The organism is Synechococcus sp. H70.2 (genome assembly GCF_047462275.1).
In the GTDB taxonomy this organism is placed as follows: domain Bacteria; phylum Cyanobacteriota; class Cyanobacteriia; order Thermostichales; family Thermostichaceae; genus Thermostichus.
Genome location: NZ_JANSIU010000009.1, coordinates 1 through 15,888 on the forward strand (window position 1 = coordinate 1; position 15,888 = coordinate 15,888).

Sequence of the window (15,888 nt, forward strand, 5' to 3'; positions counted from 1 at the left end):
GCAGACCTGAGTAACCGTTACCATGTCTGCCCTGCCTGTGGTTTTGCGATAGAGAGGGACAGGGGGACGGTGATGGTACTGTACAACGTTGCCGTTAATTGGACTCCGTCCCGCTGCCGCGAACGGCAACTGGGGTTGGGAACCAGCCTCGTGAGTCTTGGATGCTTCAGCTCTACTTCGGAGGCTCGGTACACGGGATCGATGAAGCAACTGGGGCAGAAGAAGAGACAAAAGCTCTGCTGTCAAGCGGGTGAGGAAACCCCACGCGCCTACGCGGTGGGGTAGTTCATAAACCGGTGTAGAGCCACAGCGGCAAGCCAGAGGTACTGACCTCAAACTGTAGCCGCTCCAGGGCCTCTGCCGCAGGCAGGAAGCGAGCCCAGCCCCTGCGTCGGGGCAGTAGATCGTAGAACTTAGTCTCCGGCGGCAGCCCCGCCAGTTCGGCTGCCCAAAGGCGAGCATCTTCTTCGCTTCCCAAACGATCAACTACCCCCAGGTGCAGAGCCTGCTCGCCACTGAAAATGCGGCCATCAGCAAAGGTTTTGACCACATTCACGCTCAGTCGTCGCGCCGCTGCAACGGTGTGCACAAACTGGCTGTAGGTGATGTCGATTAGCTCTTGGAGGATGTTGCGCTCTTCGGGAGTCAGCTCACGATCAAAGGAAAGAATATCTTTGTAGGGACCGGACTTAATCACCTTAAAAGAAATCCCAATTTTGTCCAGCAGCCGTTCGAGGTTGTTGCCGCGAATGATAACACCAATGCTGCCGGTGATGGTGCCAGGGTTGCTGACAATTTTTTCCGCTCCCATGGCAATGTAAACTCCCCCTGAGGCGGCGATGTTGCCAAAGCTGGCCACAATAGGAATACCTTTTCGCTCTCGCAGGCGCACAAGGGCGTTGTAGATTTCCTGCGAGTCCGCCACTGTCCCGCCTGGGCTATCGATGCGCAGCACCACAGCAGGGATCTGCTTTTCCTCCACCTCCTTCAAGGCTCTGAGAACCCGCTCCCGGGTTTTGCTATCGATAACTCCTGCTACCTCAATGCGGCCAATTTGCCGACGTAAGCCACCCGAGAACCATTGCTTCAGCATAGATAAAGAGCGGCACAAGAATAAGCCTGTACTTCCTATCATGGAAGGTGCTTGGCAGCTGGGTCAACCAAGCAGCTCAGATATTGCCGTACACTGGGATCGCTGCTCCTCTGAGATCTCGTGCTGCTTCGGAAACCAAAAAGGCAATCACCCGGCCAATCGACTCCGGCTTTACCCACAGCTCCGCCTGCTCGGAGCCCATGGCAGCGCGGTTGGCGGGGGTGTCGATGATGCTAGGCAAGATGACGTTGGCCGTGATGTCCATCCCTTTGGTCTCGGCAGCAATGGTGCGGGTCAGGGCCACGACTCCGGCTTTGGAAGCGCAGTAGGCGGCCAGTTGGGATCCGGGCTCCACTGCCCCTCGGGAGGCCACGGTCACGATCCGCCCATAGCCCTGTTGCCGCATTTTGCGCAGGCTGTGCTTGCAGGCCAAAAACGTGGTGGTGAGGTTGAGGTCAAAGTCACGTCGCCAATTTTCTAAGCTGTACTCGTGGGTGGGGCCCATGGCAAAGCCGCCCACCAGGTGCACCAAGCCATCGACGCGGGGCAGATCGTCAACGAGTTGGGCTACGGCGGCTTCATTCAGCAGATCCACCTGCACAAAGCGCACCCGCTCTAGGCTCTGGGCTGGCAGGCGCTGCCGCAAGCCCGCCAGCTCCTCCTCTTGGCGGTAGGTCAAGGTCAGCTCTGCCCCTGTGTCCAAGAGCACGGGGGTTACTCCCAACCCCAGCCCGCCGGTACCGCCAGTTACAAGGATTTGCTTGCCTTGGTTGTTGAGCATGGGTTCCTGGGAAGCTTTGGGAACTTCTTCCTCACCCTAGCGCGTTTTCCCTGCCAGAAACGGCAGCCAGCTTAGGGGTCTGCTCCAGTAGCAGATCGCTCAGGGCCAGCCAATCCGGCAGATCCAGTTCTTCGGCGCGGGCCGTGGGGCTGAGGTGGAGCTGGGCCAAGGCCGCAGCAACAACCTGGCGATCCACCAGGCCCTGCAGAGCATTGACCAGCTGCTTGCGGCGGCTGGAGAAGCCCCGGCAAACCAGCTGGGAGAACCAGCAGGGATCGCGGGCGGGAGTGGGGGCGGGGCGGGGGGTAAGGCGAACCACCGCCGATTCCACTTGGGGAGGGGGCTGGAAGGCGCTGGGGGGCACGCGGCAGATAAGCTCGCACTCGGCTAGGTAACGCACCCGTACGCTTAGGGCACCGTAGGCTTTGCTACCAGGGCCGGCCTGCAGGCGCTCAGCCAGCTCTTTTTGCACCATCAAGATGATGCGCTCAAACTGCCTCACTGGCTGGGCGGGGGATCCCAAAACTTTCTCTAGAATGGGGCCGGTGAGGTTGTAGGGGATATTGGCCACCAGTAGGCGGGGCTGAGGCGGGAGCGGCAGGCGCAGAAAATCCCCCTCCAACAGCTGAAAGCGGGGCTCATTGGCAAAGCGCTTGCGCAACAAGCGGCACAGATCCCGATCGATCTCCACTGCCACCACCTGGACGCCCCGGGCCAACAGGCGCCGTGTTAACTGCCCTGTGCCAGGGCCAATCTCCAGCACCCAGGGGGGATCCCTGCCCTCTTGGGGTGGTGGCAACTGGGCAGCCTCCACAATTGCCGCGTGGACGGCAGGATCCTTGAGCCAGTGCTGGCCAAAGCGTTTGCGGGGATAGGGCATGGTTAAATCCGCATCTTCTCCTGGGGCGGATGGGGATCCCTGGCTAGGATGGGCCGGCGGTAGAGCGGCACGGTAAAGGTAACGGTCGAGCCCAACCCCTCCCCCAGGCTGTAGAAATTGATCTCGCCCCCCATGGCCTCCACTAGGCGTTGGCTGATGGCCAAGCCTAGGCCAGTCCCCCCGTACTGGCGGGTAGTGGAGCCATCCACTTGGGTAAAAGCTTGAAACAGCTTCTGCTGCTTTTCCAACGACACACCGATCCCAGTGTCAATCACGCGGATGCGGGCCATCCCCGGCTCGCCAGGTAGGAGGTCAGCTCGCACCGTCACGGAGCCCTTGGGGGTAAACTTAATGGCATTGCCCACTAGATTCAGCATCACCTGCAGCAGGCGCTGGTAGTCGCCATAGAGCAAAATTGGCTCTTCCGTAAGGGGCAGGTGGAAGCTAAGCTGCAGTCCCTTTTGACTAGCTTGCAAACTGGTTTTGGCCTCCACATCCTTGAAGAGGGCTTGCAGGTCGCAGGGTTGAAAGTGCAACTGCAGCTTGCCTGCTTCAATTTTGGCAATATCCAGTACGTCGTTGATTAAAGCCAACAGGTGCAGGGCAGAGCGGTAGGCTTCCTGCAAAAAGTCCAGCTCCTCTTCTCGGCTTTCGGCCAGCCCGTCCAGCACCAACTTAATGAAGCCAATGATGCTGTTTAAAGGTGTACGCAGCTCGTGGGAGGTGTTGGCCAGAAATTGGCTTTTTAGCTGGTTGGCCGATTCTGCTTGGGCACGGGCTTGCTCCAGCTCTTTGTTTTTCTGAAGCAAGGTTTGGTTGGCCAGTTGCAGACGGGTGGCCAGTTGGCGACTTTGCTCCAGCAAGCTAGCGTGGGCGATGGCAGTACCCAAGTAGGTGGCAATAATCTGCAGCACCTGGAGGTGGCCGCTCTGCCAGGCAGGCGCAGTCTTGGGGGGCAGCACCTCTAGCCAAAGCAAGCTGTTGGGGTAGCCGCGGTAGGACATGGCCACAGCCAGGTGGCGTTCTGTTACCACTGGCTCTTCCTGTCTAAGGGCCTGGAGCAAATGGGGGTGATCCCCTAACCGCAGAGTCTGGTTAAGCAGCGAGGGAGTTTCCGGATAGCGGCGGTACTCAGCATTCACTGTTAGGGAATCCTGCCCTGTCTCGTAGAGGGCTAGCAGACAGCGATCCACCCCAAACAGCTGCCCCAACTGCTCCACCGTCTGCTGGCCCAGCTCGCGGATCCCGGCAGAGTGGCCAATGCTGCGCATGAGCTGAGCTGTAACCGCCTGAAGCGGCTCACTGAGAAAGGAGTACGGCAAGCTGGGGGGCTTGCTTGTCCCTCCAGCCAAATTGAAAGGCGTTGCCCCCAACACCTTGCCCACCACCGCAACTGCTACCACCTCCCCCTCCGTATCCCGCACGGGGTTGAGGCAAAGATGCAAATGCAGCTTGTAGCGGGGCGAGAGGACTTGGCATTCGTGCTGCAAGGGATCCCCTTGTGCAAACACCTGGCTTAGCTTGGCTTGGTACTCCTCCCCATTGACCACCTCCCAGCTCTGCTGCCCGGCCACAATCTGCGGGGGGTGGATACCATAGCTCTCAGCCCCTTCCCAGTAAAAACTTTGAAAACGCTGCTGGCGATCCTGCGTGTAGAGAATGAGATCCGCTGGAAACACGCCCACCTTGCCTTGAAAAAACCAAGCTCCTTGGACCCAGAACTTAGGTTTTTGCCGAGGAGGCTGAGGTGGTGGGGTCGGAGTCTTTAGTGTTGAGGCGGGCAAAGAGCATCCGCCCTGCCGAGGTCTGAATGGAGCCGGTAACCACTACCGAGCGAGTTTTGCCTACAGCGCGCTGTCCTTCTTCCACCACCACCATCGTGCCATCTTCCAGATAGCCTACCCCCTGGCCTGGCTCCTTGCCCTCACGGGTAATTTTGATATCAAAGCTATCGCCAGCAAGGTAGATAGGTCGCAAAGCCTCAGCCAACTCGTTGACATTGAGCACCTTGACTCCTTGCAGCAGGGCTACCTTCTTTAGGTTGTAATCGGTGGTTACCAGTGTCCCGCCCACGCTTTGGGCAAGGCGCACCAGTTTCTCATCGACCGTGTTTAGGTCAGGATAGTTGGCTTCGTGGATAACAAAGCGCTCGGGGTTAGCCTGGCGCAGGGCTTGCAGCGTATCCAGCCCTCTACGACCCCGCTCCCGTTTTTGGGGATCGGCCTTGTCGGCAATAGTCTGTAGCTCGGAGATGACAAAGCGGGGGATCACCAGCGTTCCCTCCAGAAAGCCCTTCTCAATCAACTGGGCCACGCGTCCGTCAATGATGGAGCTGGTATCCAAGACCTTGGGGCTGGCTGCCACCACACTCCCTTCTGCTGCCGCTTGTAGGGCATAGTTGGGGTTGAATAGGCGCAACAGGGCCGGGCCGTGGGTGTCGGCCAAACTCACTCCCAAGTAGGCAAAGGAGAGACTAAAGAAGACAGATGCCAGCGGTTCCAGAAAATTATTCAGCTCCTGGGGTAGGGGCAGCAAATAAACCGGAGCCATAGCCAGGTTGGCAATCACTAGGCCAATCACCAATCCCACCGAGCGGCTAATTAACACATCTGGTGGCAGCGAGCGGACGTTGGCCTCGAAGCGGCGGTAGCCCCAGCGCACCAGGGCTCCCAGCGCCAAACCTGCCAAGGCCCCGAAGCCGCCAGTAACCACGCGCGCCCCTTCGACATTGGCTCCTTCAAGAGCAGCAGGGGGAAGCAAATCCAGGCCGTAGAACCCAAGACCTGACCCCGCTAAGATGAAGATTGCAATCAGGATGACGTCCAACATACTGTAGAAAGTGCCCTTGCTGGGGGGAGTAGGCTCTCGGCAATGGGCGAGCCTGCCCCTTATTCTAGTCTTGGGTTTGGAGGCAGATCTCCTTCCCAAACGCCAGAAAAAGGAGGCTATGCTGAAGGAGAGCACTCCCTTGCCCGCCTAATTAAAACGTCACCAAGCAAGGTAAAAGGAACCATGGCCCAAACCTTAGAACTGACTGCCGAAAATGTGGAAAAAGTCCTCAACGAGCTACGCCCCTACCTGCAAGCTGATGGCGGCAACGTAGAGCTGGTGGAGATCGATGGCCCAGTGGTGAAGCTGCGCCTGCAGGGGGCCTGTGGCGCCTGCCCCAGTTCCACCCTGACCCTGAAGATGGGCATTGAGCGCAAGTTACGGGAGAGCATTCCCGACATCCTCGAGGTGGAGCAGGTGTTCTGAGGATCCCTGCCAGTAAACCTTGGGCTTGACTCCCCTCTCTTAAGACGGCACCTATCTCGTTGCCAGCCCATGCCAGTTCTCCTTTCCATTGCCATCCTGGCTCTGCTCATTCTGGTGCACGAGGCGGGGCACTTTCTGGCAGCCAAACTGCAAGGGATCCACGTCAACCGCTTTTCGCTGGGGTTTGGCCCTGTGCTGTGGCGCTACCAGGGCAAAGAAACCGAGTACGCCATTCGTGCTCTGCCCTTGGGGGGTTATGTCGGCTTTCCTGACGATGACGAGCACTCCCCTTACCCGCCCGATGACCCGGATCTCTTGAAAAACCGCCCCGTTGCGGATCGCCTGGTGGTGATGAGTGCGGGGGTACTGGCCAACTTGGCCTTTGCCTACCTGGTGCTGGTGCTGATGTTTGCTCTGCTGGGGATCCCCTCAGTTACGCGCATCCAGCCTGGCATTCTCATTACTCAGGTAACCCCAGACAGCCCAGCCGAGCGGGCGGGCCTGCAGGCAGAGGATGTGGTGCTGCGGGCAGCTGACCGCGACTACAGCACTCTTGCCGATGCAGCCTCGGCCTTGGCCGCTCTCAACGACTTTCAGACGCTGATCCGCAGTAGCGAAAACCAGCCCCTTCCCCTACAAGTGCAACGAAAAGGGGAAGAGGCGCCGCTGCAGATTACAGTAGTCCCGGAGCGGCAAGGGGAAAGGGTAGCCATTGGGGTCAGTCTAGCGCCCAATCAGGAGGTGAGGCTGCGCCCAGCCCAAAACCTGGGAGAGATCCTGACCGAAGCTGGGAACGCCTACCAGCGCTTGGTGATGATGAATCTCACTGGCCTGCAGGAACTTCTGCGGAACTTCCAAAACACAGCCGCGCAGATATCGGGGCCAGTGGGGATCGTTAAGATTGGCGCCGATCTGGCGCGAGATGACCTTGCCAGTTTGTTTAATTTCACTGCCCTGATTAGCATCAACTTAGCTGTTCTTAACCTGTTGCCCCTGCCTGCCTTGGATGGAGGGCACCTTGCCTTTTTGCTCTTGGAAGCCATCCGCGGCAAGCGGCTACCCAAGGAGGTTGAAGAACGAGTGATGCAGACAGGCTTAGTGCTTCTCCTGGGACTAGGGGTGGTGCTGATCCTCAAAGATACCCTTGCCATTGTCACCGGGTCAGGCTAGTTGCCAATGAGCGGTAAGCGGGCTTTACGCCAAAGGGCCTTGGAGATCTTGCTTCGCCTAAAGCGCCATTACCCCAACTCCAAGTGCACCCTCCACTACCAGACGCCGCTGCAACTGCTGGTGGCCACGATTTTGTCAGCCCAGTGCTCTGACGAGCGGGTTAACCAGGTAACACCCGAGCTGTTCCGCCGCTTCCCCGATGCCCAGGCTCTGGCAACCGCCCCGCGGGAGGAGATTGAGGCTCTAATCCGACCCACCGGCTTCTACCGCAACAAAGCCAAACACATCCAGGAGGCGTGTCGCAAGATCTTGACAGACTTTGGCGGCCAGGTGCCCCGCACCATGCCGGAGCTGCTGACCTTGCCAGGAGTGGCCCGCAAGACGGCCAACGTGGTCCTAGCCCACGCCTTTGGCATCAACGCTGGCGTAACGGTCGATACCCACGTCAAGCGCCTCAGTCGCCGCCTTGGCCTTACTAAGCACGAGGATCCCCTGCGTATTGAGCGGGATCTCATGCAGTTGTTGCCGCAGGGGGATTGGGAGAATTGGTCACTTCGCCTTATCGACCACGGACGAGCCATCTGCACCGCCCGCCAGCCTCTCTGCAAGCAGTGCTTCCTGGCCGATCTCTGCCCTAGCGCCTCTCTCCTCCAGCCAAAAGCGGCTGCCGATTGAGGGCAAGCCTGGGGGAAAGGCAGCCCTGACTGAGACTGAGCAGCGTCAACTCAACAGTTGGGCGCCCTCTAAGGCGAAGCTGGCAGAGGGAGGCAGACTCTATGGGCGCTTGGAGTTGGGAGTCAACCCAGGGCACCAGGAGGCTACTGGGCTCTCTGGGCTGGCCTCAGTGTGGGGAGTTTACCTGAGTGATAAAGTGATAATCAGTGATAATTGCAGCTTTAGACAGGTATGAAAGTTGCTTACGTCTTCATCACCCCTCGCGGCGGCACCTACAAGCTGGGCCAGATGATCCTGCCGCAGCTAGAAGCAGGGGTACACGGCGCGGAAGTGGTGGGCATGTTCTTTTTTGACGACAACTGCTTTGTCTTGCGGCAGGGGGATCCCATTGGCGAGCGTCTGGCCAAGATTGCCGAAGCGCAAAAGATTTTGCTGATGATGTGTGACATGTGCGCCCTGGAGCGCAACCTGGCGGAAGGGGAACCCAAGTGGTGCGACTCAAAGGGCCAGGGGCGCAAGGAGCCAGGCTATTGCGTTCCCAAGAATGTGGTCAAAGGCGTACAGGTGGGCTGCTTTCCCGACCTCTACGCGGCCTTAAAAGACAACCCACCTGACCAGGTAATTAGCCTCTAACCGACTTAGCTGACGGCTACGGCAGCAGGCGGCTCTTGGCTGGGCTGAGAGCCAATCTTGCGGAAGACCAGCCGCTCATTGGCCACATCCACCAGGATGCGGTCGCCGGGCAGGAACTCGTTTTCCAGCAGCTTGGTGGCGAGGGGGTTTTCAATCTCCCGCTGGATCACCCGCTTCAGCGGGCGAGCTCCAAACAGGGGGTCGTAGCCCAGCTCGGCCAGGTAGTCCTTGGCCTCTTCGGTGAGGACAATCTCAATTTGTTGCTCCGCCAGCAGCTGCTCTACCCGCCGCATCTGCAGGCTGACGATCTGGCGAATCTGCTCTTTGGTGAGGGCATGGAAGATGATGATTTCATCCACCCGGTTGAGGAACTCTGGCCGGAAGTGCTGCCGCAGCATGGCCAGCACCTGGCTTTTCATCTCCTCGTAGCGGCTCTCATCGCCCCCGATTTCCAGAATCAGCTCGCTGCCAATGTTGCTGGTCATGATAATGATGGTGTTTTTGAAGTCCACCGTCCGCCCCTGGGAGTCGGTGATGCGGCCATCGTCCAGCACCTGCAGCAGGATGTTGAAGACATCGGGGTGGGCTTTCTCCACCTCGTCAAAGAGCACTACCGAGTAGGGGCGCCGCCGCACCGCTTCCGAGAGCTGCCCGCCTTCTTCGTAGCCCACATAGCCTGGCGGGGCGCCGATGAGGCGAGAGACAGCGTGCTTCTCCATGTACTCGGACATGTCGATGCGCACCATCGCCTCGGAGGTGTCGAAGAGGAACTCCGCCAAGGCGCGGGCAAGTTCCGTTTTGCCAACGCCGGTGGGCCCCATGAACAGGAAGGAGCCAATGGGCCGATTGGGATCCTTAAGGCCAGCGCGGGCCCGCCGAATGGCAGCGGCTACGGCGGCTACCGCTTCGTCCTGGCCCACCACCCGCTGGTGCAAGTGGGCTTCCAGGCGCAGCAGCTTTTGCTTTTCCGACTCCATCAAGCTGGTGACCGGGATCCCGGTCCAGCGGGAGACGATCTCGGCAATGTCTTCGGGCGTCACCTGCTCCCGCAACAAGGGCTCGCCGTTGGCCTGCAGCTTGGCCAGGTGGGCCTCCTGCTCTTGGATCTGCCGCTCCAGCTCCATCAGCTTGCCGTATTTGAGCTCGGCAGCGCGGTTGAGGTCATATTTTTGTTCTGCCTGTTCAATCTGCAGCTTGACGGCATCCCGCTCAGCTTTGAGGCTTTGCAGCCGCTCGATGGCGTCTTTTTCCATCTGCCAACGGGCACTCAGCTCCCGCTGCCGCTCCATCAGGTTGGCCAGCTCCTGCTCAATTTTGCCCAGGCGCTCTTTGGAGGCGGGGTCGTCTTCCTTCTTGAGGGAGAGCTCCTCCATCTGCAGTTGCATGATGCGCCGGTCAATCTCGTCCAGCTCAACGGGCTTGGAGGTAATCTCCATCTTGAGCTTGGCCGCCGCTTCATCCACCAGGTCGATGGCCTTGTCGGGCAGGAAGCGCTCGGAGATGTAGCGGTTGGAGAGAACGGCTGCCGCCACCAAGGCCGAGTCGCTGATCTTGACCCCGTGGTGCAGCTCGTAGCGCTCTTTGAGGCCGCGCAGGATGGAGATGGTGTCTTCCACAGAGGGCTGATCCACATACACCGGCTGGAAGCGGCGCTCGAGAGCGGCGTCTTTTTCGATGTGTTTGCGGTACTCATCTAGGGTGGTGGCGCCAATGCAGCGCAATTCACCCCGGGCCAGCATGGGCTTGAGCAGGTTGCCAGCATCCATCGCCCCCTCGGCAGCTCCCGCCCCGACAACCGTGTGCAGCTCGTCAATGAAGAGGATGATCTGCCCTTCTGATTCGGTAACCTCCTTGAGCACGGCTTTGAGGCGGTCTTCAAACTCACCGCGGTACTTGGCGCCGGCAATCAAGGCGCCCATGTCCAAGGCAATGACCCGCCGGTTTTTCAGGGACTCTGGCACATCCCCCCGGTTGATGCGCTGGGCCAGGCCCTCAACAATGGCAGTTTTCCCCACACCCGGCTCGCCGATGAGCACGGGGTTGTTTTTGGTGCGGCGGGAGAGCACCTGAATGACGCGGCGGATCTCGTCGTCCCGCCCAATCACCGGATCCAGCTTCCCTTCACGAGCAGCCTTGGTGAGGTCGCGGCCATAGCGCTCTAGGGCCTCGTAGCGGGACTCGGGGTTTTTGTCGGTAACCCGCTGCTTGCCCCGCACCTGCTGGATGACGGGCTTGAGGCGCTCTACAGTGAGGCCGAGGGGCGCTAGAACCCGCTTGCCTACCCGCTCGTCGTCCAGGGATCCCAAAAGCAAGTGCTCTACCGAAATGAAGTCGTCTTTGTATTCTTTGCGAAACTCTTCAGCCCGATCCAGCGTAGTCTCCAGGCCGCGGCCCAGGTAGAGCTGATCCACCCGCGCCAGCTTGGGCTGCTGGTTGATAAAGCTTTCCACTCTATCCCGCACCAGCCTTGGATCGATGCCAGCCCGCTGCAAAATGGTCTGGGTAAGCCCGCCCTCCTGATCCAGGAGGGAAATCAGCAGGTGCTCGGTTTCCAGCTGCTGCTGCTGGTGCCGCCGGGCTACATCTTGGGATTGGACAAGGGCGCTCCAGGCTTTCTCGGTAAATTGGTTGGGATTGGTGGGCTGCATAGGGGTTTGGCAGAAGTTTTTTCTTAGTGTACAGGAAGACCACACAGAGGGCAGGCAAGAGGCCCTTAGCCCTTGCTGCCGAATTGAGGAAGCCCTCCTGGCCTCCTATAGCCAGGTATCGCCTATTTTGCCAGCGCCAGAGTTCGCAACAACCGTCCTCTCCCCCCGCAATTGATGGGTGGATCCCCGCCTTATTCCTCCTCTTCGGAGGGGCGGCCCTCACCAATCACCGCCAGGTCAATTTGCTGGCGGTAGTAATCCACGTTCTTAACCTGCACCTCCACCCGATCTCCCAGGCGGAACTGGCGTCGGGTTTTTCGCCCCACCAGGGCTTGTTTTCGGTATTCGTACCAATCGTTTTTCAGCGTGCTCACCCGCACCAGCCCTTCTGCCAAAATCGGGTCCACCAGCACGAAAAAGCCGTAGTTCTGGACGCTGACAATCAGGCCGGGGAAGGTCTCCCCCAGGTGTTTCTGCAGGAACTCGCACCGCTTCAAGCCCATCAGCTCCCGCTCTGCCTGTTGATGGAGCTGATACCCCGCCTGGATCTTGGGCAGTTGCGCCTGGAGAAAGGCCTGCCACTCCTCATGCACTTTTGGCGGCAATACCTGCCAGTCGATGTGGCCGTAGCCGCTGGGGCCGTGCAGATCCACCACGGTTTTGGAGCGGGGGCTACGCCGATTGCGCCCTTTGCGCAGGGCCAGATCCAGAGCCCGCAAGTTGAGCAGGTCAGCATAGCGGCGCAAGGGGGCGGTAAAGGTGGCATAGGGCTCTAGGAGGCCAAGGCCGAAGTGCCCCAGGGGTTCCTGCAGAGGCTGGAGGCGATACTCGACGGGGGGCAAAGTTGATAACAACTGGGCCACCAAGGCTGGACTATTCCCCGAAGCCAGCACGTCAGGAGCGGTAATGCGAACACAAATTCGCTGCCAATCAGCCAAGCTTACGGCTTCCGGATCCTGCAAATGCAGATCCAGCTTCATGGCGTTGGCCAGGCGCAAAAAGTTTTGCAGGGCCTCGGCGGTAGGGGGCGGCTGCACGCGAGCTAAAGAAGGGATCCCCAATTGGCGCAGGTGGTGGCCCAGGGTTTGGTTGGCCAGCAGCAGCACCTCCGTCATGAGGGCGTGGGCGCCCAGGCGATCGCTAATGAGCAGGGGCCCATAGCCGCTTTCATCAGCAGAGTAGGGGGTAAGCAAATCCAGCAGGGGCAGGTCAAACCCGCCTGCCTGGTGGCGCCTAACCCGCAGGACTTGGCTGAGGCGGAGCAGGTTCTGCAGCAGGACCATCAACTCTGGCACTTTCTCATCGGGGTCCAGATCCGCGGCGGTGGCTAGGAGAGCCTGCACCTGGCCGTAGGAGAGGTGAGCCCGCGTTCGCACCAGACTGGGGTGGATCTCGAAGCTCCGCACCGCTCCCTCAGCGTCGAGGGTCAACAGCAACGAATAGGCCAAGCGCTCCTGGTGCGGTAACAGAGCTAGGCGGTTGTGGACTTCCGGCGGGAAAAGCGGCAGCACCGCACTATCCAGGTAAACGGTGGCAGTGCGCCGCTGGGCCTCCTGCTCCAGCGGGTGATCCGGATCCAGCCAGTAGGCCACGTCGGCAATGTGGATCCCCAGCAGCCAACTGTCCTCTTCTTGCCGCTGCAAGGAAACAGCCACGTTGGGCTCGAGGCCGTGGGGGTGCTGCAAGTCTAGCGGCTCCAGGGTGATGCAAAACCAATCCCGCAGATCGCGACGGCCCTTTTGGTCGGAGCGGCTCAGCTTTTTGGGCAGAGTTGCCGCCGCCTCTAGCACGGCTGGAGGAAACTCCTGCGGCAGGTCGTATTTGCAGCAGACCAAATCTACATCGATGGAGGCCTCCGGCCCATGGCCCAAGATCTTGCGAACCCTGCCCAGGGGGGGCAAATCCCCCAGGGGGTAGCGCTCCACTTCCACATAGGCCACCTGACCTTCTGCCAGCCCTGATGCGGAAGGGCGCGGCTCGCTTAGAGCCAGCTCGAACAGCAGCCGATCATCTAGCGGCACTACCCGGAAACCTTCCTCCGTCTGCTTGAGGCGGCCCACCAGCGTGCGATTGGCCCGTTCCACCACAGCTACTACCTCCCCCTCCGGGCTGCGGCGGCGATTGCCTGGTTTGGTGATCCGCACCACCACCTGATCCCCGTTCCAAGCGCCGCTGAGGTTGCTGCCGTGGATGTACACATCCTCTGCCCCCGGCTCATCCCGAACGGCAAAGCAAAAGCCCTTGCTGGAACAGCGCAGGCGCCCTACTACCAAAGATTCATCCGGCTTACGCCGATAGCGGGGCGGATCCCCTGTCTGTTCGAGAAACCCCGCCCGCACTAGGCCGTCTAGGGCAATCTCGAGCATTTCCGGCGCTTCCGGATCAGAGGACGGCAAGAGAGCCAGCAACGTATCCTTGTCGGTCCATTGCTCGGCAGGTTGAGAGAGAAAATGATGAAAAATCCGCGAGAAGTCCATCGGGGGTATTAGCAAAAGGGAGGCAAGACATCACAAGAGCCAACCCGTCGGCGTTAGTCGCGATGGCCGGTAACGATAAAAGCCACGCGCTGACCAATATTGGTGCAGTGGTCGGCCAGACGCTCTAGGTAGCGGATTGCCAGCAACATCAACAGGATAGGCTCGATCGATCCCCTGATGTCAGACTGCTGCGCCAACGTATTGTAGAGGTTGGTGTAGTCTTCATCAACGGCGTCATCTTCCCGCTTCAGTTGCCGGCCCAGCTCGGCATCCAACTCCGTCAGGGCCGCCAGGCTATGGCTGAGCATTTTCTGGCAGCGCTGCATCATGACGCGAATGCGGCCTAGCTCCGGCGGCGGCGGGTAGAGAGCTAGGCGCAGGGCCACCTCGGCCAGGTCTTTGGCGTAGTCGCCAATTCGCTCCAGGTCCCGCACCAGTTGCATCAGGGTGCTAATCCAGCGCAGATCCCGCGCCACCGGTGAGCGCAAGGCAATGAGGTCAATACAGTCTTTCTCAATCTGGCGATAGAAGCGATCGATCTGCTTGTCTTGGGCAATGGCCTGCTCAGCGGCGGCCAAGTTCTGTTCAAACAGGGCCTGCTGGGCCAAGATCAGCGATTTTTCCGCCAGCGCCCCCATGCGCAGCACGTCCTGCTGGATCCGCTTGATCTGAAGTTGCAGCTCAGCTTGCCCCATGGATGGAGATGGGAGAGGAGGGCTGCTGCCGTTGGCAGCGCCCAAAGCCCGTGGATTTCACCCCTAGATCTCGATCATGGCAAATTCTTTTAGACTGGAAAAAAATTGAAAAAGTTAGAGAAAAAACAGAGCAGGGATCGCGGGAGCAGCCAACTTGGGAGAGAAGTTGCAGGCGGGTGGGGGGGTTGCAAGGCTGTCTCCGTCTGGAGGCAGAGGGCTGTGCTGTTGTTCTCGACTGAGAGACTCCGATGACCCGTCCCCCCATTGTCGTGCTGGATGATGATCCCACCGGATCCCAGACTATGCACAGTTGCCTGCTGCTGACCCGCTGGGATGCGGAAACGCTCAAGCTAGGGCTGCAGGATAGCTCGCCAATTCGCTTCATCCTCACCAACACGCGCTCCCTGCCGCCGGCCAAGGCTGCCGAGGTGACGCGGTCGGTCTGCCGGGCCCTCAAGCAGGCCATGGGGGAGCTGGGGTGGGAGGGGGCTCTCTTCGTCAGCCGCTCCGACTCGACGCTGCGCGGGCACTACCCCTTGGAAACCGATGTCATGGCGGCGGAGCTGGGGCCTTTCGATGCCCATTTTCTGGTGCCGGCTTTTTTTGAGGGAGGGCGCATCACCCGCAACAGCGTCCACTACCTGCGGGTGGAGGGCCGCTGGGTGCCGGTGCATGAAACGGAGTTTGCCCGCGATGCGGTGTTCGGCTACCACCACAGCTATTTGCCCGACTATGTGCAGGAGAAAACCCAGGGGCGGATCCGGGCTGAGCAGGTGGTGCGATTGACGCTGGAGCAGATCCGCGCCGGCTGTCTGGAGCAGCTTTTGGGTCTAGAGGGGAATGTCTGCTGTGTGGTGGATGGAGAAACTCAAGCGGATCTGGACCGTTTTGCCCAAGACGTTTGGGCGGCTCTGGAGCAGGGGAAGCGCTTTTTGTTCCGCAGTGCCGCTAGCCTCTTGACGGCTCTAGCCCAGTTGCCGCCGCAGCCGGTTCCGCCAGAGCAGATGGGGCAGTTTGTCCGCTCCGACCGGCCAGGGGTGGTGATCGTGGGATCCCATGTGCAAAAGTCCAGCCAGCAGTTGGCCCGCCTGTTGCAGGAGCCAGGGATCCAGGGCATCGAGGTGGAGGTAAAGCGCCTGTTGGAACCGGGGCGCGAAGCGGAGCTGCTGCCGGCCCTCTTGAGCCAAGTCCAGCGCGCCTACGAGCAGGGCCTGACGCCGGTGGTCTACACCAGCCGAGAAGAAGTGAGGTTCGACGGTGCCCCCCCAGAGGCTCGCCTGGCCTTTGGAGAGAGGGTTTCTCGTTTGTTGGTGGCCATTGTGCAGGGGCTGCCGGAGGGGATTGGCTATCTCGTCAGCAAGGGCGGCATCACCTCCAACGACACCCTCAGCCTCGGCCTCAATCTGCCGGCCGTGCGGCTGCTGGGGCAGATCTACCCAGGGATCTCCATGGTGCTCACGCCGGCGGATCACCCCCGCTTTCCCAACCTGCCGGTGGTGCTGTTTCCGGGCAACGTGGGCGAGGCGGATACGTTGGTTTTAATCCACCGTCGCCTCCACAGCCGCGGGCTGGTCTAGCCTG

The 15,888-nt window shown here is 60.0% G+C and carries 14 protein-coding genes; 6 read left to right on the forward strand and 8 right to left on the reverse strand.

Features of this window, described 5'->3' with window-relative positions; genetic code table 11:
- Positions 1 to 285, forward strand: a 285-nt coding sequence (locus NW822_RS09380) for a hypothetical protein (RefSeq protein WP_414404258.1), incomplete at its 5' end; no start/stop codon positions are given.
- Position 286: 1 nt separating this feature from the next.
- On the opposite strand, the gene sppA is transcribed toward NW822_RS09380, so the two are convergent.
- The 5 genes from sppA to NW822_RS09405 all read right to left on the reverse strand — a co-directional run bounded on the left by sppA (position 287) and on the right by NW822_RS09405 (position 5,583).
- Positions 287 to 1,093, reverse strand: coding sequence for a signal peptide peptidase SppA (gene sppA / locus NW822_RS09385; RefSeq protein ID WP_414404259.1), 807 nt, complete (start codon positions 1,091 to 1,093; stop codon positions 287 to 289).
- 76 nt (positions 1,094 to 1,169) lie between these two features.
- Entirely contained in the window at positions 1,170 to 1,874 is a 705-nt protein-coding gene (fabG, locus tag NW822_RS09390) for a 3-oxoacyl-ACP reductase FabG (protein WP_414361575.1), read from the reverse strand.
- A 31-nt stretch (positions 1,875 to 1,905) separates the two neighbouring features.
- Complete coding sequence (rsmA, locus tag NW822_RS09395) at positions 1,906 to 2,754, reverse strand: 16S rRNA (adenine(1518)-N(6)/adenine(1519)-N(6))-dimethyltransferase RsmA (protein ID WP_414361573.1); 849 nt, start codon at positions 2,752 to 2,754, stop codon at positions 1,906 to 1,908.
- Positions 2,755 to 2,756: 2 nt separating this feature from the next.
- Positions 2,757 to 4,439 (reverse strand): ATP-binding protein, encoded by a 1,683-nt coding sequence (locus NW822_RS09400; RefSeq protein WP_414404260.1) that lies wholly within the window; start codon positions 4,437 to 4,439, stop codon positions 2,757 to 2,759.
- Between the two features lie 37 nt (positions 4,440 to 4,476).
- Positions 4,477 to 5,583, reverse strand: a complete 1,107-nt coding sequence (locus tag NW822_RS09405; protein ID WP_414361569.1) for a PIN/TRAM domain-containing protein — start codon at positions 5,581 to 5,583, stop codon at positions 4,477 to 4,479.
- 183 nt (positions 5,584 to 5,766) lie between these two features.
- Between NW822_RS09405 and NW822_RS09410 the strand changes: the two genes are divergently transcribed.
- From NW822_RS09410 to NW822_RS09425, 4 genes are all read left to right on the forward strand, one after another.
- Positions 5,767 to 6,009, forward strand: coding sequence for a NifU family protein (locus NW822_RS09410; protein ID WP_414361568.1), 243 nt, complete (start codon positions 5,767 to 5,769; stop codon positions 6,007 to 6,009).
- 69 nt (positions 6,010 to 6,078) lie between these two features.
- A complete protein-coding gene (gene rseP, locus NW822_RS09415) occupies positions 6,079 to 7,179 on the forward strand; it encodes an RIP metalloprotease RseP (protein WP_414361566.1) in 1,101 nt (366 codons plus the stop codon).
- 6 nt (positions 7,180 to 7,185) lie between these two features.
- A complete protein-coding gene (gene nth / locus NW822_RS09420) occupies positions 7,186 to 7,854 on the forward strand; it encodes an endonuclease III (RefSeq protein WP_414361564.1) in 669 nt (222 codons plus the stop codon).
- Between the two features lie 231 nt (positions 7,855 to 8,085).
- Complete coding sequence (locus NW822_RS09425) at positions 8,086 to 8,487, forward strand: SaoD/DsrE family protein (RefSeq protein ID WP_414361562.1); 402 nt, start codon at positions 8,086 to 8,088, stop codon at positions 8,485 to 8,487.
- Positions 8,488 to 8,492: 5 nt separating this feature from the next.
- Here the strand turns inward: NW822_RS09425 and clpB are convergent, their stop codons facing one another.
- The 3 genes from clpB to phoU all read right to left on the reverse strand — a co-directional run bounded on the left by clpB (position 8,493) and on the right by phoU (position 14,307).
- Positions 8,493 to 11,135 (reverse strand): ATP-dependent chaperone ClpB, encoded by a 2,643-nt coding sequence (gene clpB / locus NW822_RS09430; protein WP_414361560.1) that lies wholly within the window; start codon positions 11,133 to 11,135, stop codon positions 8,493 to 8,495.
- 191 nt (positions 11,136 to 11,326) lie between these two features.
- Positions 11,327 to 13,612: a ribonuclease R family protein gene (locus tag NW822_RS09435; protein WP_414404261.1), complete on the reverse strand. Its 2,286-nt coding sequence runs from the start codon at positions 13,610 to 13,612 to the stop codon at positions 11,327 to 11,329.
- Positions 13,613 to 13,665: 53 nt separating this feature from the next.
- Complete coding sequence (gene phoU / locus NW822_RS09440) at positions 13,666 to 14,307, reverse strand: phosphate signaling complex protein PhoU (RefSeq protein WP_414404262.1); 642 nt, start codon at positions 14,305 to 14,307, stop codon at positions 13,666 to 13,668.
- 248 nt (positions 14,308 to 14,555) lie between these two features.
- Here phoU and NW822_RS09445 point away from each other — a divergent pair, with 248 nt between their 5' ends.
- On the forward strand, positions 14,556 to 15,884 hold the full coding sequence (locus tag NW822_RS09445) for a four-carbon acid sugar kinase family protein (protein WP_414404263.1): 1,329 nt from the start codon (positions 14,556 to 14,558) through the stop codon (positions 15,882 to 15,884).
- Positions 15,885 to 15,888 lie beyond the last annotated feature (4 nt).